General features: G+C 29.7%; 19 protein-coding genes. 10 read left to right on the plus strand and 9 right to left on the minus strand.

Going from position 1 to position 18512, the window contains the following annotated elements; all coding sequences use genetic code 11:
- The first annotated feature begins 35 nt into the window (after nt 1-35).
- Nucleotides 36-1040 carry a diguanylate cyclase domain-containing protein gene (locus EL235_RS01355; RefSeq protein WP_039625301.1) on the plus strand — a complete coding sequence of 335 codons (1005 nt, stop codon included), beginning with the start codon at nt 36-38 and terminating at the stop codon, nt 1038-1040.
- Nucleotide 1041: 1 nt separating this feature from the next.
- Complete coding sequence (locus EL235_RS01360) at nt 1042-2409, plus strand: phosphomannomutase/phosphoglucomutase (protein WP_126340642.1); 1368 nt, start codon at nt 1042-1044, stop codon at nt 2407-2409.
- Here EL235_RS01360 and tilS read toward each other — a convergent pair.
- Entirely contained in the window at nt 2390-3352 is a 963-nt protein-coding gene (tilS, locus tag EL235_RS01365) for a tRNA lysidine(34) synthetase TilS (RefSeq protein WP_164717485.1), read from the minus strand. The two genes, EL235_RS01360 and tilS, sit on opposite strands and share 20 nt — an antisense overlap.
- Nucleotides 3342-4658: a 30S ribosomal protein S12 methylthiotransferase RimO gene (gene rimO, locus EL235_RS01370; protein ID WP_126340643.1), complete on the minus strand. Its 1317-nt coding sequence runs from the start codon at nt 4656-4658 to the stop codon at nt 3342-3344. The genes tilS and rimO overlap by 11 nt, the downstream gene beginning before the upstream one ends.
- A 77-nt stretch (nt 4659-4735) precedes the next feature.
- Between rimO and prfB the strand changes: the two genes are divergently transcribed.
- Genes prfB through EL235_RS01385 form a run of 3 tightly spaced genes read left to right on the plus strand, consistent with a single transcriptional unit; the run spans nt 4736 to nt 7381 of the window.
- Nucleotides 4736-5836 (plus strand): peptide chain release factor 2, encoded by a 1101-nt coding sequence (gene prfB, locus EL235_RS01375; protein WP_039617474.1) that lies wholly within the window; start codon nt 4736-4738, stop codon nt 5834-5836.
- Nucleotides 5837-5855: 19 nt separating this feature from the next.
- Nucleotides 5856-6692: a universal stress protein gene (locus tag EL235_RS01380; protein ID WP_126340644.1), complete on the plus strand. Its 837-nt coding sequence runs from the start codon at nt 5856-5858 to the stop codon at nt 6690-6692.
- Nucleotides 6692-7381, plus strand: coding sequence for a potassium channel family protein (locus EL235_RS01385; RefSeq protein ID WP_197719678.1), 690 nt, complete (start codon nt 6692-6694; stop codon nt 7379-7381). Before EL235_RS01380 ends, EL235_RS01385 begins: the two co-directional genes overlap by 1 nt.
- A gap of 11 nt (nt 7382-7392) precedes the next feature.
- Here EL235_RS01385 and EL235_RS01390 read toward each other — a convergent pair whose 3' ends face one another.
- Together EL235_RS01390 and EL235_RS01395 are read right to left on the minus strand one after the other, a co-directional pair.
- Nucleotides 7393-7995, minus strand: coding sequence for a BspA family leucine-rich repeat surface protein (locus EL235_RS01390; protein WP_114640031.1), 603 nt, complete (start codon nt 7993-7995; stop codon nt 7393-7395).
- A 127-nt stretch (nt 7996-8122) separates the two neighbouring features.
- On the minus strand, nt 8123-9160 hold the full coding sequence (locus EL235_RS01395) for a YeiH family protein (protein ID WP_126340645.1): 1038 nt from the start codon (nt 9158-9160) through the stop codon (nt 8123-8125).
- Between the two features lie 106 nt (nt 9161-9266).
- Between EL235_RS01395 and EL235_RS01400 the strand changes: the two genes are divergently transcribed.
- A complete protein-coding gene (locus EL235_RS01400) occupies nt 9267-10130 on the plus strand; it encodes a LysR family transcriptional regulator (protein ID WP_039625314.1) in 864 nt (287 codons plus the stop codon).
- On the opposite strand, the gene murD is transcribed toward EL235_RS01400, so the two are convergent.
- Both murD and mraY read right to left on the minus strand, forming a co-directional pair.
- A complete protein-coding gene (murD, locus tag EL235_RS01405) occupies nt 10122-11321 on the minus strand; it encodes a UDP-N-acetylmuramoyl-L-alanine--D-glutamate ligase (RefSeq protein WP_114640032.1) in 1200 nt (399 codons plus the stop codon). The two genes, EL235_RS01400 and murD, sit on opposite strands and share 9 nt — an antisense overlap.
- The gene (mraY, locus tag EL235_RS01410) at nt 11321-12379 is read right to left on the minus strand and encodes a phospho-N-acetylmuramoyl-pentapeptide-transferase (RefSeq protein WP_039625318.1); all 1059 of its coding nucleotides are present in this window, start codon (nt 12377-12379) and stop codon (nt 11321-11323) included. Before mraY ends, murD begins: the two co-directional genes overlap by 1 nt.
- Before the next feature lie 78 nt (nt 12380-12457).
- Here mraY and gpmI point away from each other — a divergent pair, with 78 nt between their 5' ends.
- Together gpmI and fabG are read left to right on the plus strand one after the other, a co-directional pair.
- The gene (gpmI, locus tag EL235_RS01415) at nt 12458-13936 is read left to right on the plus strand and encodes a 2,3-bisphosphoglycerate-independent phosphoglycerate mutase (RefSeq protein WP_126340646.1); all 1479 of its coding nucleotides are present in this window, start codon (nt 12458-12460) and stop codon (nt 13934-13936) included.
- Between the two features lie 14 nt (nt 13937-13950).
- A complete protein-coding gene (fabG, locus tag EL235_RS01420) occupies nt 13951-14694 on the plus strand; it encodes a 3-oxoacyl-ACP reductase FabG (protein ID WP_039625321.1) in 744 nt (247 codons plus the stop codon).
- A gap of 8 nt (nt 14695-14702) precedes the next feature.
- Here the strand turns inward: fabG and acpS are convergent, their stop codons facing one another.
- From acpS to EL235_RS01435, 3 genes are all read right to left on the minus strand, one after another.
- Nucleotides 14703-15059: a holo-ACP synthase gene (gene acpS, locus EL235_RS01425; protein ID WP_039625323.1), complete on the minus strand. Its 357-nt coding sequence runs from the start codon at nt 15057-15059 to the stop codon at nt 14703-14705.
- On the minus strand, nt 15059-15589 hold the full coding sequence (gene fliL, locus EL235_RS01430; protein WP_373274433.1) for a flagellar basal body-associated protein FliL: 531 nt from the start codon (nt 15587-15589) through the stop codon (nt 15059-15061). The genes acpS and fliL overlap by 1 nt, the downstream gene beginning before the upstream one ends.
- A gap of 81 nt (nt 15590-15670) precedes the next feature.
- A complete protein-coding gene (locus EL235_RS01435; protein WP_039625327.1) occupies nt 15671-16309 on the minus strand; it encodes a YheO-like PAS sensor domain-containing protein in 639 nt (212 codons plus the stop codon).
- A 245-nt stretch (nt 16310-16554) separates the two neighbouring features.
- Between EL235_RS01435 and EL235_RS01440 the strand changes: the two genes are divergently transcribed.
- Together EL235_RS01440 and EL235_RS01445 are read left to right on the plus strand one after the other, a co-directional pair.
- Nucleotides 16555-17979: a catalase gene (locus tag EL235_RS01440; protein WP_126340647.1), complete on the plus strand. Its 1425-nt coding sequence runs from the start codon at nt 16555-16557 to the stop codon at nt 17977-17979.
- 51 nt (nt 17980-18030) lie between these two features.
- Nucleotides 18031-18501, plus strand: coding sequence for an ankyrin repeat domain-containing protein (locus EL235_RS01445; protein WP_039625330.1), 471 nt, complete (start codon nt 18031-18033; stop codon nt 18499-18501).
- Nucleotides 18502-18512: the final 11 nt, after the last annotated feature.

The raw sequence follows: 18512 nt of genomic DNA on the forward strand, positions 1-18512 counted from the left end.
TTTGCTATAATTTTAACAAAAAAAGGTTTATTATTTTGGATTTTTCGTATTTATTGTTAAAAACATTGCCTAGTATGACTTTGGTTTTTAATATCTTAGCTTTATTTTTAGCTTATTTTTTTAAGCAAAATAAGATTTTTTTCTTACTTTTGTTGATTTTATGCGCTAGGGCTTTATCTTTAGTAGCAAGTGAATATCAAGCACATTTGTTTATTTCGGTGTTTTTACCTTTTTCTTTTGTACTTTTTGTGTTTTTACAAGATAGCAAGCTTGTGTTTGAAAGAATTAATCTCATTAAATTTGCGTATTTAGCCTTTATGGGTTTTGTAGCGTTAATACTTAGCACAAGTACTAATTTTAATGCAAGTATTACAGGTGAAATTTTTGGCCTTTCAACGCAATTTTTTAAGCCTATTAGTGAGTTAAGCTTTTGTGTGTTTTGGGTGGGAATGATATTTTTATTATTTTCTTATTTTAAAAATAATGATTTTCATTTTTTACTAGCTTATATGGGCTTGAGTGTGCAGTTTTTATTTTACAATAGTGTTGATTTGGGTTATTATGAATTTGCTTCTTTAGTGTTGATAGGATTTTTAGCGTATAAAGCTTATAAAATAGCCTTTTTTGACACTTTAACCAATTTGCCAAATTTAAAAGCTTTAAGAAGATATGCACAAGGACTTGAAAATTTTCATTTAGCCTTGATTGAAGTAAAAAATATCAATGAAATTTATCATCAAAAAGGCTCAAAAATGGGCGAGTTTGTAATGTATGAGTTTGCTAGGATTTTAAAAAAAGCTTTACACGTTAGGGTTTTTAAAGATGATAAGGATTATTTTATCATTGTATTTGAAAATGAAAATATAGCTTTTGTTCAAAGTAAGCTTCAAATGCTTGAAAATTTTATGCAAAAATATAGTTTTGAATTGAAAGAGCAAAATGCAAAATTAGAAATTAAACTTTGTTTATCAAGTAAAAATGAAAACATAGAAGAAAGTTTAAAACAAGCAAAATTAGAACTTAGAAGACAAAAGGATTAAAATGTTAGATTTGATTTTTAGAGAGTATGATATAAGAGGGCTTTACCCAAGTGAGTTAAATGAAAAAAGTGTAAAAGCTATAGGTTATGCCTTGGGTTTAGAAATGAAATCAAGAGGTTGTGAGAAAGTAAGTGTGGGCTATGATGCAAGATATAGTGCAAATGAACTTTTTAACTATTTAATTAGTGGTTTAAATAAAGCTAATATGCAAGTTTTCAATATAGGCTTAGCACCAACTCCTATGGGGTATTTTAGTTTATTTTTTGATGATATTTTTGATGCAAACATCATGATAACAGGTTCGCATAATCCAAAAGAATACAATGGCTTTAAAATCACGATTAACAAAGAAAGTTTTTTTGGTGCTGATTTGAAAAAGCTTTCTTTAAAAGTGCAAGAGTATTTAGAACTTGAAATCAATGATGATTTAAGATATGAAAATTATGATGTTAAAAGCTTATATATAGACTTTTTAGCTAAGCATTTTTCACATCTTAAGGGCTATAAAGAAAAAATCATTATTGATTGTGCAAATGGAGCTACTGGAGTGATTATAAAGCCTTTGGTGGAAAAATTAAATCTTAATGCACAAATTTTATTTGAAAATCCTGATGGAAATTTCCCAAACCACGCGCCTGATCCAACAGAGCTTGAAAATTTACACGCATTGCAAGTTGCGCTAAAAGAAAATGAAAATGCAAAAATGGGCTTTGCTTTTGATGGAGATGGAGATCGTTTAGTAGTCGCAAGTAAAGACTATGTATTTAAGGGCGATGAGCTTTGCTATTTATTTGCTAAAAATATAAAAAATCCTAGAGTTTTAGGTGAAGTAAAATGTTCTAAAAATCTTTTCGATGAGGTAGCTAAATTTGGTTTTATCATGATGGGTAAGACTGGACATTCTAATATTAAAAAAATGATGAAAGAGCAAAATATCGACATAGCAGCAGAGCTTAGTGGGCATATTTTCTTTAAAGATAGATATTTTGGTTATGATGATGGAATTTATGCATTTTTAAGAACTTTAGAGCTTTTAGTAAATGGTTTTGATATAGAAAAATTGGTTAAAGAATTACCAAAACTTTATGCAAGTGAAGAGATTAAGCTTAAGGTTGGTGAGGAAAATAAATTTCAAATCATAGAAAAATTTAAAGAAAAAGTAAAAGCAAACGCTTTTGAAAATGTGCTTGATTGTAATGAAATTGATGGAGTTAGAATCACCTTTAAAGAGGGTTGGGCGCTTTTGCGTGCTTCTAATACAAGTCCATATCTTATCATGCGCACCGAAGCTACAAGTGCTGAATTTAAAGACTTTTTAGAAGCAAGAGTAAAAGAACTTTTTGAAGAAATCATAAAAGAGCTTGCATAAGCTCTTTTACATCAATATTTTTTGTGTATAAATATGCTCTTAAGAGTTTAGGGATTTTTGCTTTTCTATAAATTTCTTTAAATTCTTTTGGCATTTTCTCACAACTTATAAAAGGAAAAATCAACACTTTTTCTTGTATATAAACAATGCCTATTTTATGCGAAATCACTCCATTGCCTTTTAAAGCTTCTTGTCTTTGTTTGGCGCTTAAAAGCACTCCAAGTTTTTTAAAGCATTTTGCGATTAAACTTTCATCTTTATGAGTAATGTAAATATTTTTAAATTCACAAATATTTTCTTCTTTTAAGTCTTTTTCTAGGTATTTAAAACTCTTTTTTACTCCATTTGGATAAAGCTTTAAAAACTCATTAGCAAAATTTTTGCGTATGAAATTTCTAAAATATTTTTCATCATCATTACTCTCATCATGAAAAAAAGTGATATTGTTTTCTTTTAAGTAATTTGAAATTTCTTCTTTTGGAATTTCAAGCAAGGGTCTTATGATAGTAAAATATTTTCTTTTTTCAATATCTTTAAAGCCAAGTAATTCTCTAAGTCCTGCACCTTTGGAAAATTGCATTAAAAACCATTCTAGTTTATCATTTAAATGATGAGCTAGTAAAAGATTATTATAAGAGTGATTTTTGCAAAGTTTTTCAAAAAACTCATAACGCAAAGCTCTTGCGCAAGCTTCGAAATTTTTTGTTATATTGGGTGCGGTTTTGATGTAAATTTTTTTGTGAAAACTCTTGGCTAATTCTTTGGCATTTTGCTCTTCTTTATCACTATTTTTACGAGTTTTATAGTTTATAAAAGCAAGGTCAAAATCTATATTTTTTTCTAAAAGCATGAAAAATAAAGCACTCGAATCACTCCCGTGAGAAAATGCTAAAAGATTTTTCCCTTGCTTTAAATGATTTAAATATTTGCTATCAATCATCAAGCCTTCTTAAGGCTTTTGCAATGAGTTTTTTATCTAAGCTCTGTGTGATTTCACACTCATAAAGCTCACCCATTTCTAAATCGCCACAATCACTTTCATTGATGAGAATTTCTCCATCTATATTTCTATCCCAACGCAAATCTTTTGCGCCGATGAAAAATTCTCCTTCAGAGCTTTGACCTTCACAAAATGCTAAGGTTTTTTTACCAACTTGTTGATTAAAACTTTTTTCTATACATTCATCGACGATTTTTTCTATCACTTTTAATCTTGTATTGATGATTTTACTAGGAATTTGTTCCATGTCAAAAGCTGCGGTATCTTCTTCTTTAGAATAAGCAAAAACACTAATTCTATCAAAACCAAATTCTTTTATAAAAGTGCATAATTCTTCAAAATCTTCATCGCTCTCTCCAGGGTGTCCTACTATAAAACCTGTGCGTAAAAATGAATTTGGGGCTTGTTTCATTAAATTTAAAAGTTCGATTAATTTAGCTTTGTTAGCTCCGCGTTTCATGATTTTAAGCATATTATCACTGATGTGTTGCAAAGGCATATCAAAATAATTTACAAAAACTTTTGATTGAATGATTTTTTCTATCACTTCTTTGCTAATACTTGTTGGATATAGATATAAAATTCTAGCAGCCTTTACACCTTGAATATTTTCTATAGCTTCAATAAGCTTTAAAAGTCCATCTTTTTGACCTTGATCAAATAAATACGAACTTGTATCTTGAGCAATAAAAGAAAAGTCTTTATAGCCTTTTTTAACAAGCTCTTTTACTTCATTTACAATGCTTTCTAGGCTTCTTGATTTGAGTTTTCCTTTAAAGCTTGGTATGGCGCAAAATGAACATTTTTGATTACATCCTTCAGCTATTTTGATAAAAGCTTGATAATTTGATCCTGTGATTACACGATTGGTATTTTTATCTTGCAAGTAAGTGGAATTTGAAAAAAGATTAGTTTTTTTAAGTATCATTTCATCAATTTTTTCATAATCTCCCACACCGGTAAAAAGATCAACTTCAGGTAGTTCTTTCATTAATTCTTCGCGGTAGCGTTGCATCAAACAACCTGTTACAACTAACAATGAATCTTTTTTTCTTTGCTCGTGTAAGTCTAAAATCGCATTTATACTTTCTTTTTTAGCACTATCTATAAAGCCACAGGTATTTACAATCAAAACATCAGCTATGCTTGGCTCATCACAAATTTCATAATCACTTAATCTTCCAAGCATGATTTCGCTATCAACTAAATTTTTATTACAACCTAAAGACATTAAAAAAAGTTTTGGCATATTTCTCACTTTAAATATTTTATTTTTTTGCTAAAATTATAAGATTAAATTATATCAAAATTAGAAAGAAAATTTTTATGGATAATTACGAATACAGCGAACTTTTAAAAAAATTAAAAAACAAAGTTGGAAATATCGCTTCTATTATTAAACCTGAAGAGATAAAAGCTAGATTAAAAGAAATAGAAAATTTAGAAAATTCCCCTTCTTTTTGGAGTGATGTAAAACAAGCAGGAGTGATAGGTAAAGAAAAAACTAAAATTTCAAATTTACTTAAAAATTATGAAAATGCAAACAATGCTTTAAATGATGCAAGCGAGCTTTTTGATCTAGCAAATAGTGAAAATGATTTAGACACTATAGAAGCTTTATTTGAAGATGCAAATAAGCTAGAAGATCTTATCGTAAATCTTGAAATTTCTATGCTTTTAAGTGGGGAAAATGATGGTAAAAATGCCATAGTTTCCATTCACCCAGGAGCAGGTGGAACGGAGAGTAATGACTGGGCTAGCATGCTTTATAGGATGTATTTGAGATTTTGTGAAAGAGAAGGTTTTAAAGTAGAAACACTTGACTTTCAAGAAGGCGAAGAAGCAGGGCTTAAAGATGTGAGCTTTTTAGTTAAAGGTGAAAATGCTTATGGGTATTTAAAAGCTGAAAATGGCATTCATCGTTTAGTAAGAACTTCTCCATTTGATAGCGCAGGGCGTCGCCATACGAGTTTTTCTAGTGTGATGGTTTCACCTGAGCTTGATGATGATATAGAAATAGAAATTGAAGAAAAAGATATAAGGATTGATTATTATAGAGCAAGCGGAGCAGGTGGACAGCATGTTAATAAAACCGAATCAGCAGTGCGTATAACTCATATGCCAAGTGGTATAGTAGTGCAATGTCAAAACGATAGAAGCCAACATAAAAACAAAGCAACTGCTTTTAAAATGTTAAAATCACGCCTTTATGAACTTGAGCTTATGAAACAACAAGATGAAGCAAATTCAAGTGAAAAAAGTGAGATAGGTTGGGGACATCAAATCCGCTCTTATGTGCTTTTTCCTTATCAACAAGTCAAAGACACACGCTCAAATGAAGCTTTTTCACAGGTTGATAATATCTTAGATGGGGATATTAAAAAAATCATAGAAGGTGTTTTAATAGCACAAAAAGCACAAGATTAATACTACAAAAGGATATTAAATGGAAAAAATTCTAGTTTGTGTGGATGTTTTAGAACCTTGTAGGGAAAGTTTGCATTATGGGGTGTATTTAGCTAAAAAGTTAGATTTACCTTTAATGTTTTTATATACCATAGAACCAAATTTTACTAATGCTGAATTAGCTTGTAGTTTTGGAATAGGTGCTAGTGGATGTGTGATTGAAGATTTAGTAGAAGAGCAAAGCCAAAAAAATGAAAATCTTTGTAAAAAAGGGCAAAGAATTTTAGAAGAATTTTGTGCTTATGCAAAAGAACAAGGTGTAAAAGAATGCTTTAGCGTGCAAAGAGATGGAGATTTGGAAGAGATTTTAAAAGAATACAATGATCAAATAAGATTAGCCATAGCAGGTTTAAAAGGCGGAGGTAAGAAAAATAAAATAGGCATTCATACAGAAGAATTAGTAAGAGCTTTAAATGTGCCTATTTTGCTTGTAAATTCTGCATTTAAAGAGATTAAAAGTGTGATGATGGCTTATGATGGGAGTAATTTAGCTAAAAAGGCCATAGAGCAAGCCATTAAAAGACCTATTTTCAAAGAAGCAAAGCGTTATGTGGTAAATGTGTCTAAGGATGAAAAAGCTTCTTGTGAGTTATTAGCTCAAGTAGGTCAAATTTTTAAAGAAGCAAATTTAAATGTGCAAACACAGCATTTAAATGGAGAGATTACTCAAGCTTTATTTGATTTTGGTGAGCAAAATGATATAGATTTATTGATTATGGGGGCTTACTCACATCACTGGGTAAAAAGTATTTTATTTGGTAGTTTGACAAATGATATTTTAACTAAGGCTAAAAAACCTTTATTGTTAATTCGCTAATGTTGCACCATAGACTTTTAAATCATTATATTAGCATTTATCACAAAAGCACCAAACAATTTCTTTTTGTTTGGACTTTGCTTGCTGTGGTGCCTTTATTTTGTAGTTTTTTATTTGACGAGCTTGCCATTTATGCAACGGGTAAAATTACTTCTGAAATTTTATTTTTAATTTTAAATATTATTCCTATTATGGTAGCTATGGCATTGATGATGTTTTTGCTTATTAGTATTTGGGCTGCTTTTAGTAGTAAGATTAATATCAAAGAAAAATTTTTTATTATTTTATATGCTTATGTTTTGATATGGTTTGCGTATGGGAATTTGTATTATTTTTCTTGTGATGTAGATAATTACAATAGAATGTTAATTGCTACTCAAAAAAATGAAAATTTAGATATTGTAGATTTGCAAGAAAAAGTTATAGAGGTGCAGTTTCAAACCCCTATAAGAGGAATTCATAATTTTTGGTCTTTAAATGATGAGTTAAAACCTCAAATTCAAAATAGAATAAAAGGTTTAGTTGATTGTTATTATTTTAGCGGAGTTACTATGCTAACAATAGGCTTTGGCGATGTAACGCCTGTTAGTTCTTTACTAAGATTATTTAGCGTATTTCAAGGATTTTTAGGGCAGGTTATTGTTGTGATTGCTATGGGGCTTTGGATTAACCAAGCAGGTAAGCAATAGCTTACCTTGTATCAATGTTTTATAGCATATTTATTTTGTATTTCTTCATGTCCTAGTATTTTTTGAACATTGCAGTTTTTATCAATATCTAATTTTTTAACATCATAGTGAAAATTAGTACAATTGTGCAATAAAAATGCCATTGTTTTAGCATTGTGTACATCCCATCTTGATAAATCTTGATCAAATTGTTTGCAGTTTTCAAACATATGTGCCATCGTAATGGTATTATGCACATCCCAATTTTCTACTTTATGGTTAAATTTAAGACAATTGCAAAACATATAATTTGTATCTTTAACACTTGACATATTCCAAGAAGATAAATCTTGATCAAATGCTTCGCAATCAAAAAACATTCCTTCCATGTTTTCAACATTTGATACATTCCATTTAGAAATATCGTTATTAAAATTTTTACAACAATAAAACATATAAGACATATCTTTTACACTTGACACATCCCACTTTTCTATACCGTCAAAATTAGTCCTAGTAGAATAGTAGAATAAATAAGACATATCTGCGATTAAGCTTACATCGATTTCATCTAAGGTAATAAGCTCTTCTCTAACAAGAGCAACTAATTCGCTTTTTGTTTTAGGCGTGAACATGTTGACTCCTTCTTTGTTTAATTTCTCTTTAAAATTATAATACTAATTAAACATAAAGTATAAAAAAATAAATAATAAATTAACAAAAGAGTGTAAAACACTATAATATGTTTCATAATGAAACATATTATAAATTTAATAAGAAAATTAAGCTAATTGATATAAAGATTAACCAAATAAAAAGCAACAATGCCATTAAAAATGGTTTAAACCCTGCATTTTTTAAAACATTTTTATGGATATTCACTCCCAAAGCTACCATAGCCATAGAAAGTAAAAGTGTATCTATAGTTTGTATGCTTGGTTTTATATAGTTAAGCGCAAAATCGGTATTTAATATTTCAAGTGAGCTAATACCACAAGCAAATAAAAACCATAAGGCAAAATAAGGAATATTTGCTTTAATGGAAATTTTTTCATTATTTCTGCTTAGAAATTTTAATGAAAAAAGACTTAAGAAAATCAAAAAAGGCACTAGCATTAAAACACGCATCATTTTTTCTATGACAGCACCATCTCCTGCTTGCACAGCTTCACCAGCTGCAACAGCATGTGCAACTTCATGCAAGCTTGCTCCCATAAAATACCCCATTTGTTTTAAATTAAAAAAATCAAACCAGCCCAAATTCCAAGCCAAAGGATATAAAAACATCCCTAAAGTTCCAAAAACCACCACAGTACAAACTGCCACGCCAACTTTAGCAGAGCCACCTTTAACAATGCTCTCACTTGCCATCACAGCAGCTGCTCCACAAATACTTGAGCCACTACTTATAAGTATGCTTTCTTTAAGATCAAGTTTAAATAATTTTCCTAGTAAAAGTCCTATAAAAAAGGTAGAAAACACCACTAAAAATGCTAGCAAAATTCCATTTAATCCAACTTTTTCTAAGTCATTAAAAGTAATTCTAAAGCCATAAAGTATAATTCCAAGTCTTAAAATTTCTTTTGTTGCTATGTTTAAAACTCCTGATTTTTTAAGTAAATTTGTATTTTGATGTGCTAAATTTCCTATTAAAGCTCCCAAAATCACGGCTATGATTAAAGCTGAAATTCCAAGATTTTTAAAAAAACTAAGCTCAGAAATAGCAAAAGCACAAAAAGCAAGGGTAAAAAGCAGTAAAAAAGCTTCAAATTTTCTATGTTTATATATATTTTTATGCATGAAATTTTCCTTATTTTGTTTTTTGTAATCTTAATGATTTTTTTATGATAAGTAAAATTAATTTTATTTGATATAATGATTAAAAATATTTATCAAAAGAGCACTTATGACTTTTAAACAAATAAAATATTTTCAAGCTTTGTGTGGAAATTTAAATTTAAGAGCTTGTGCTAAAGAATTAAGTATAACTCAATCTGCTTTGTCTTTAGCTATATTTGAACTTGAAAAAAGTTTAAACACCAAGCTTTTTGATAGAAATGCTAAATTTTTAAGCTTAAATGAAAAAGGAAAGGTTTTTTTAAAACAAATCACACCTTTAATTTTAGAATTTGAGCGCATTGAAAAAGCAATGCAAGATGATCAAAGCTATGAAATAAGTATGAAAGTGAGTCAAAATGTAGGTACTTATTTACTAGGATCTTTTTTAGATCAAAAGGCAGAAAATATCAAGTTAAATTTGTCCTTGGATAATAGCCAAAATATCATCAAAGATATTTTAGATAAAGAAATCGATATAGGTTTGATTGAAGGAATTTGCAAAGATAAAGATATAAAAAAGATTAAAATTTGTGATGATGAGCTTATTGTGGTGAGTAAGAATGACTTAAAAAAAGAATTTTTCATAGATGAGTTAAAGGATTTTAAATGGTTAAGTCGTGAGCAAGGTTCTGGTGCAAAAGAAGTGTTTTTAAATGCTTTGCCTAAAGATGTAAAGCTTAACTTAGTTTATGAGCTAAACTCAACTGCTATGATAAAAGAGTTAGTTAAAAAAGGTAATTTTTTAGCAGTTTTACCTAAATTTAGTGTTAAAGAAGAACTTGAAACTAAAAGCTTATTTGAAGTGAGATTAAAAAATTTTAAAATTTCAAGAGAACTTTGCTTGATTTATCATAAAAATAAAGAGCCAAGCATAAAATTTATAAATTTATGTGAGTTTTTAAAACTTTGCGTTCAAAAAGATTTAGTTTAGCTCTTGAATACATTTTTTAAAAAGCTCCCCTCTTTCTTCATAAGATTTAAACTGATCTAAGCTCGCGCAAGCAGGGCTTAGCAGGGCTACTTCATCATTAGTTAGGTTTTGATTGATTTTTTCTACTGCTTTAGGTAAAAACTCACAAAAATGTGCTTTTAAATTAGCATTTTTAGCATATTCAAGCATTTTATTAGTGCTTTTTCCTATGGCATAAAGCTCTATATTAAGCTCTCTCATAAAAGTAAATAAAGCACTTAAATCCACTCCCTTATCATCCCCACCTATGATAAGATGAATTTTTTTATCCTTATAGCGTTTAAGAGCAGCTAAACTAGCATCAAGATTAGTTGCTTTAGTATCATTTACCCAAAGTCTATTTTTATGATCAAATATTTCTTCAAGCTTGTTTTTTTCTATTTTAAACTCATTTAAAAGCTCATAAGAGCAACGATCTAGTATGATTTTTTCTATACTTAAAGCAATAAGCGCATCAAGTAAAAATGGGGTTTTAAAATGAATTTTTTCTAAATCAATTTGCATTTTTTTAGCTAAATCTTGCTCATCTTCATAGCTTACAACATAAGCATGAGTTGGATAAGCCTCATACTTTTTAGGTAAAATTACCACATCATTTTCATTCATTCTTTCAAGCACGCTAAGCTTTGCTCGCTCATAATTTTCAAAGCTTTTATGCCAAGAAAGATGATCAGGTGTGATAGGTAAAAGTGCATAAATTTCAGGTTTAGCTACTTTGGTGTAAAAAAGTGAAAAAGATGAGCTTTCTAAAATCCATAATTTAGCATTAGCATCCATTTGTGCTAAAGGAGTTCCTATATTTGCTCCCATTTGTGCGTTGATGTGTTTTAAAAGATGATGTGTCATTTGAGTGGTGGTGGTTTTACCATTTGTTCCACTTATCCAAACACTTTTTGGCATGCCATCATAGAAAAAATCATATTCGCTGCTTAAATTTCTTGCTTGCTGTATGAGAAGATGATCACTTGGAAAACCAGGGCTTGGAATTTCTAAGTCACTTTTTAAAGGATCAAATTCACAAGGCGGTAAAAGCGTATTGTTAAATTCATCTTTACTTATACTTGTAAAATGATCATCATAAATATTGCAATTTCCAAAACGTTGTGCAAAAGCTTTAGTTGTTTTTCCATATCCAAAAAGTGAAATTTTCATTATCTTAACTTTATACTAATTAATGCAATAATATTTGCAAGTAAGGCTATCATCCAAAAGCGTACGATGATTTTATTTTCCACCCAACCTATTTTTTCAAAATGATGATGAATAGGTGCCATTTTAAATACTCTTTTATTAAAAATTTTAAAACTTCCTACTTGTAAAATCACTGAAATAGTTTCTAAAACAAATACAAAACCTATCAGTAAAAGTAAAATTTCATTTTTACTTACTATACCAAGATAGCCTAAAAATGCCCCTATGCTTAAACTCCCGCTATCCCCCATAAAAACTTGTGCAGGATAGCAGTTATACCACAAAAATCCCATAAGCGCACCAACTAAAGCCGCACTTAATACCACAAGTTCTCCTAGGCCTTGAATTTTAGGTAAAAATAAATAAGAACTATAAATAGCATTTCCACTTAAATATAAAAAAGCACCAAGGCTTAAAAGAGAAAATATAGAAGGCACAGTTGCAAGACCATCAAGCCCATCAGTTAAATTCACAGCATTAGAGCTTGATACAATAACTAAAATCCATAAAAACAACATAAACATACCACCATCAAATATAGCATGTTTATAAAAAGGTAAATAAAATTCAGTATTTATATCAAATAAATATAGTAATCCAACACAGATAAAAGCAGCACTAAATTGCCCTAAAAGCTTCATTTTTGGGCTAAGTCCTGCATGATTGTCTTTTTTTAAAATTTTACCTAAATCATCTACTAAACCTATAGTGCAAAATAGTACTAAACATAATAATCCAACAATTACAAAACTATTATTTAAATCAGCACTTAAAACACTTGCTATGATAGTAGCAAAGATAAAAACAAGCCCACCCATAGTAGGAGTATGAGATTTAGCTTGGTGTGATTGTGGAGCGTATTCATAAATAGGTTGATTTGCTTTTTTATTTTGAGCCCATTTGATAAATTTTGGCATTAAATATAAACTCAAAAATAAGGCGATAAAAAATGCAAAACCAGCACGCACGCTAATATAAGAAAAAAACATATAATTTGTATATTCTGTAAGATAAAGCAAAATTTTAACCTTGTATTTGTTTTTTAAAAGCATAATTTTAGTAAAATCACATAAATAAATTATAAAAAAGAGTAAAAAATGAGTCAAAAATGTATTTTGATAATCACAGATGGTATAGGACATAATACAAATTCAAACTATAATGCTTTTTTTCATGCTAAAAAGCCAACTTATGATAAGCTTTTTGAAAATACCCCTAATGTTTTGATAAAAACAAGCGGTTTGGCAGTTGGTCTACCTGAAGGTCAAATGGGTAATAGTGAAGTAGGGCATATGTGTATAGGTAGTGGACGCATAATTTATCAAAATTTAGTCAAGATAAATAAAGCCATAGAAAATGATACTTTAAAAGATAATAAGGCTTTAAAAGATTTATTACAAAAATGCAAAAGAGTACATATTATAGGGCTTTATAGTGATGGTGGGGTGCATTCTATGCATACACATTTTAATGCGCTTTTAAAAATTTGTAAGCAAGAAAATAAAGAAGTTTTTACGCATGCAATTAGTGATGGTAGGGATTGTCCTCCAAATTCGGGTTTAGAATTTATAAAATCTTTACAGGAATTTTGCGAAAAAGAAGGGGTTAATTTTGCTTCTTTATCGGGGAGATTTTATGCTATGGATAGAGATAAGCGCTATGATAGGGTTAAGTCTTATTATGATGCTTTGTTTGCTAAGGCACCAAAGTGTGATGATTTTGTGCAATTTATACAAAAAAGCTATGATGAAAACATCACAGATGAGTTTTTAACCCCAGTTATTAGTCAAAACTTTGATGGGATTAAGGCTGAAGATGGTGTGATTTTTATCAATTTTAGAAATGATAGAATGCGTCAATTAGTTGCTTCTTTAACCCAAGAAAGTTTTAATGAATTTCCAAAAGAAGTACTTGTAAAAAATGCCATTACTATGAGTTTGTATGATGAGAGTTTTAAACTACCTGTGATGTTTGAAAAAGAAGAATTAAATAATACCTTAGCTTCTGTGATAGCTAATGCAAATTTAAGTCAACTTCACACGGCTGAAACAGAAAAATACGCTCATGTAACTTTTTTCTTTAACGGAGGAAAAGAAGAATTAGAATGCAATGAAACAAGAGTTTTAATCCCAAGTCCTAAGGTAAAAACATACGATGAAAAACCTCAAATGAGCGCTAAAGAAGTCGCAGATGAGGTGGTTAAAGGTATAGAAAATGGTATGGATTTTATCGTAGTAAATTTTGCAAATGGTGATATGGTAGGACATACGGGTGATTTTGAAGCTGCGATTAGTGCGGTTGAATGTGTAGATGAGTGCTTGGGTAGGGTTATTGCCAAAGCAAGGAAGTATGATTATGCTTTTATTGTTACTTCAGATCATGGAAACTGTGAAGCAATGAGGGATGAAAATGAAAATATACTTACTAATCACACAACTTTTGATGTTTTTGCTTTTATAGAAGCTAAAGGAGTAGAAAAGCTTAAAGAAGGGATGGGGCTTAGTAATATAGCTCCAAGCGTGCTTAAAATTTTAAACTTACCTATCCCAAAAGAAATGAATGAGGCTTTATTTTAATTTAAAGGAGAACAATGAAATTTAGTGGAAAAAATGTTTTAATAACAGGTGCAAGTAAAGGTATAGGTGCAGCAATAGCTAAAGAATTGGCAAGTTGCGGTTTAAAAGTTTGGATTAATTATAGAAGTAAGCCTGAGCTTGCTGATGCGCTAAAAGAAGAGATAGAAAAAAATGGTGGCACTGCGGCTGTGATTAAATTTGATGCAAGTGTTGAAGAAGAGTTTATCGGTGCTATTGCAACTATAGTAGAAAGTGATGGTGAGCTTAGTTATTTAGTTAATAATGCAGGTATTACAAATGATAAATTGGCACTTAGAATGAGTATGGATGATTTTTCTTCGGTGATTAATGCTAATTTAAATTCAAGCTTTTTAGGTTGTAGAGAAGCATTAAAAACTATGAGTAAAAAGCGTTTTGGTGCGGTTGTAAATATCGCTTCTATAGTTGGAGAAATGGGAAATGCGGGCCAAACTAATTATAGTGCTAGTAAAGGTGGCATGATAGCATTGACAAAGTCTTTTGCTAAAGAAGGTGCAGCAAGAAATATAAGATATAACTGCATTACCCCAGGTTTTATAAAAAGTGATATGACTGAAGTTTTAAGTGATGAAATAAAACAAAATTATATTAATAATATCCCTTTAAAACGCTTTGCAGATGCAAGTGAAGTAGCCCAAGCTGTAGCGTTTTTATTAAGTGACCATTCTTCTTATATCACAGGAGAAATTTTAAAAGTCAATGGTGGACTTTATATGTAAGCAAGGTTTTAACCTTGCTTAGTTTCTATAGCCACTACTGCTATAGCAAAACCCCCATCATGTGCTACGCTTACACTTGCTGATTTAATTTTAAATTCTTGTATAACTTTTTGAGAAAAACTAATATATGGAGCATTTTTATCATCTTTAGAGATGATGATGTCAAAAAAAGAACACTCTTTAGAAATTCCAACTCCCAAAGCCTTGGAAGCAGCTTCTTTAATAGCCCAAAATCCTGCTAGAGTATTGGTATTTTTTATATAACTTTGCTCTTTTTTGGATAAAAATTTATCCAAAAAAAGCGTTTTGTGTCTTTTATAAATTTTTTCTATGCGAGAGCATACGACTATGTCACAGCCTATCATTAAGATACTACAAAGTCGGTAAAATAAATATTTTTGATAAAACCATCGGTTAAAACTTCATTAATCTTACCCGTTAATTCATCTTTTAATCTTTCTTTGCCTTTTGTAGTGCTTACCTCTTCAAAGGTTTTTGAAGTTAAAGTTCTAATGATAATATCTCTAATAATAGCAACTTTTTTATCAAGCTCAGGAGTTAGAGTTTCAACATTTTGTTCAAGTTGAATGGTGCATTTTACATATCTTGATCCGCCATCACTTAATAAATTTAGCGTAAAAGGTGCTAAAGGATACATCACACCAATATTTGCATAATCACTCCCTCTGGCTGCTACTGCATTTGTTTTTTTAGGAGTTTGTGCTGCTTGAGCACTTTCTTCAGCTTGTGGAGCAGGATTTTCTTCAGAACTACCGCTAAACATTAAATAGGCAATTGCCCCTACAATCACAAGTAAAAATACAAATAAAAATACAACGATAATAATTACTAAAGTATTGCCACCTTTTTTCTTTGATTCGGTTTGTTCGTCCATTATATCTTCAGCCATATTTTTCCTTAATTATTAAATTTAAAGTGTTATTGTATCAAAAATTATATTTTTTTAAAATTATGATTATTTAATCTTTTGTAAATGCCTGTAAACACTAGGCTCGGAAATACTTAAAAGCTCGGCAACTTTAGGAATAACACCTTTTACATTAAATACGCCCTTTTCATATAAACTAGCTATCATTTTTTGCTTTTCTTTTGGTTTTAAACTTTTATTCTTAAAACTTTCAATATCCATACCTGAAATATTTTCGATAATTTCTTCTAGGTCAAGTTTTATGTATTCTTTATTTTCTTGTTCAGGGTTTTCATAAGAATTATCATAAATATTTCCAAGATTTAAAATTTCATCAGAAATTTTTTTATATGCTGAGGTGTCATGGTTAATACAAAGCATACCTTCAAGTTTTTCATCTTTTTTGATAAAAAAAGTAGAGCCTGACATTGCTTGCGAGCTTTTGGCTGAAGTTTTATAGTGTGTTATATAATCTCGTTCTAAATAGATTTTGTTTTTAATCATTTCAATGGCAAATCCAGTTAGAGGTGAATTTATAGTTCTTTTGCTAATATGGTTATTAGCAATTTCTGCTATATTGGCTCCATCTTCACTTACATCATGTAAGACTATTTCATAATTTCTTCCCAAAGCATCTGCGAGAAATTTTACCAATTTAATATAATAAGTTCTTGTCTCTTTGTCCATAGGATATTCCTTTTTTTTGTTAATTTTGTAGTAAAAATATTTAAAACAAGAATTTTTATTCTTATTTTTTTAACAATTTTAATACAAAATAAAAATAATTTTGCTTAAAAAAAGATTATATATAAAAAATAATAAAAATATAGCTATTTTTAAATAATGATAATTTTTATCGTTTTATTTTATTTTAATAATATATGAATATAATTTATCAAATAATAAAAATTATTATTTAAAAAGGAGAAATGATGAAAAAACTAACAAATGATTTTGGAAATATCATAGCTGATAATCAAAATTCGCTAAGCGCAGGTGTTAAGGGTCCACTTTTAATGCAAGATTATATTTTGCTTGAAAAACTTGCTCATCAAAATAGAGAAAGAATTCCAGAAAGAACAGTACATGCAAAAGGGAGTGGTGCTTATGGAGAACTTAGAATTACTAAAGATATTTCTCAATACACTAAAGCAAAAGTTTTACAGCTTGGAGAAAATACACCTTTATTTATAAGATTTTCAACTGTTGCAGGTGAAGCAGGTGCAGCTGATGCAGAAAGAGATGTAAGGGGTTTTGCTATTAAATTTTATACTAAAGAAGGAAATTGGGATTTAGTAGGTAATAATACTCCGACGTTTTTTATAAGAGATGCATATAAATTCCCTGATTTTATCCATACTCAAAAAAGAGATCCAAGAACTCATTTAAGAAGTAATAATGCTGCATGGGATTTTTGGAGCCTTTGTCCTGAAAGCTTACACCAAGTTACTATTTTAATGAGCGATAGAGGAATTCCTGCAAGTTATCGTCATATGCATGGTTTTGGAAGTCACACTTATAGTTTGATTAATGATAAAAATGAAAGATTTTGGGTGAAATTTCATTTTAAAACCAAGCAAGGTATTAAAAATTTAACCAACGAAGAAGCGGCAAATTTAATAGCAAATGATAGAGAAAGTCATCAAAGAGATTTATATGAAGCTATTGAAAAAGGAGATTTTCCAAAATGGACTTTCCAAATTCAAGTTTTAAAAGAAGATGAAGCAGAAAAACTAGGTTTTAATCCTTTTGATTTAACTAAAGTTTGGCCACATAGCATTGTGCCTTTAATTGATGTAGGTGAATTAGTGCTTAATAAAAATGTACAAAATTACTTTAACGAAGTAGAACAAGCTGCATTTAGCCCAAGCAATATCGTTCCTGGTATTGGTTTTAGTCCTGATAAAATGTTGCAAGCTAGAATCTTTTCTTATCCTGATGCGCACAGATACCGCATAGGAACAAATTATCATTTATTGCCAGTTAATCGTGCAAAAAGTGAAGTAAATACTTATAATGTAGCAGGAGCTATGAATTTTGACACTTATAAAAATGGTCTAGCTTATTATGAGCCAAATAGTTATGATGATAGCCCAAAAGAAGATAAAAGTTATCTTGAGCCTGACTTAGCACTTGAAGGTAGCGTGCAAAGATATGCTCCACTTGATGATGATTTTTACACCCAACCAAGAGCTTTATTTAATATAATGAATCAAGATCAAAAAGAGCAATTATTTAAAAACATAGCAGCTTCTATGAGTGGGGTTGATGAAAAAATTATACAAAGATCATTAAGTCATTTTGAAAAAATTTCAAGTGAATATGCAAATGGTGTTAAAAAAGCTTTGAAAATGTAATTTTTACTTGCCACTTTAAAAGTGGCAAACTAAAGATTATAAAGGAAAAATATGTTTAGCAACGAAGAAGAAAAAAGAATTCAAGAGCTTTGCACTATGGCTTTTGATTACGCAAGAAAAAATGATTTACAAAATTTAAAGATTATGATAGAAGCGGGTTTGAGTGTAAATTTAAAAAATCATAAAGGCGATAGTCTTTTAATGCTCGCGAGTTATCATAATGCTTATGAGTGTGCTAAGTTTTTACTAGAAAATAATGCTAGAGTAGATGAGAAAAATGATAGAGGACAAACTCCATTAGCAGGGGTGTGTTTTAAAGGGTATTTGCCTATGTGTAAGCTTTTGGTAGAATATGGAGCAAATATTGATGAAAACAATGGTCTTGGTATGACACCTTTTACTTTTGCACTAATGTTTGGGCATAGAGATATAGTAGAGTTTTTAACAAAACATTCTAAAAAAAGTTTTCTTAAAAAAATAGCTTTTGGTGTGTTAAAAATTTTTAAAAGAAAGAAAAGTTAAACTCTTTGAAA

Origin of the sequence: Campylobacter lari (genome assembly GCF_900638335.1) — a bacterium.
In the GTDB taxonomy this organism is placed as follows: domain Bacteria; phylum Campylobacterota; class Campylobacteria; order Campylobacterales; family Campylobacteraceae; genus Campylobacter_D; species Campylobacter_D lari_E.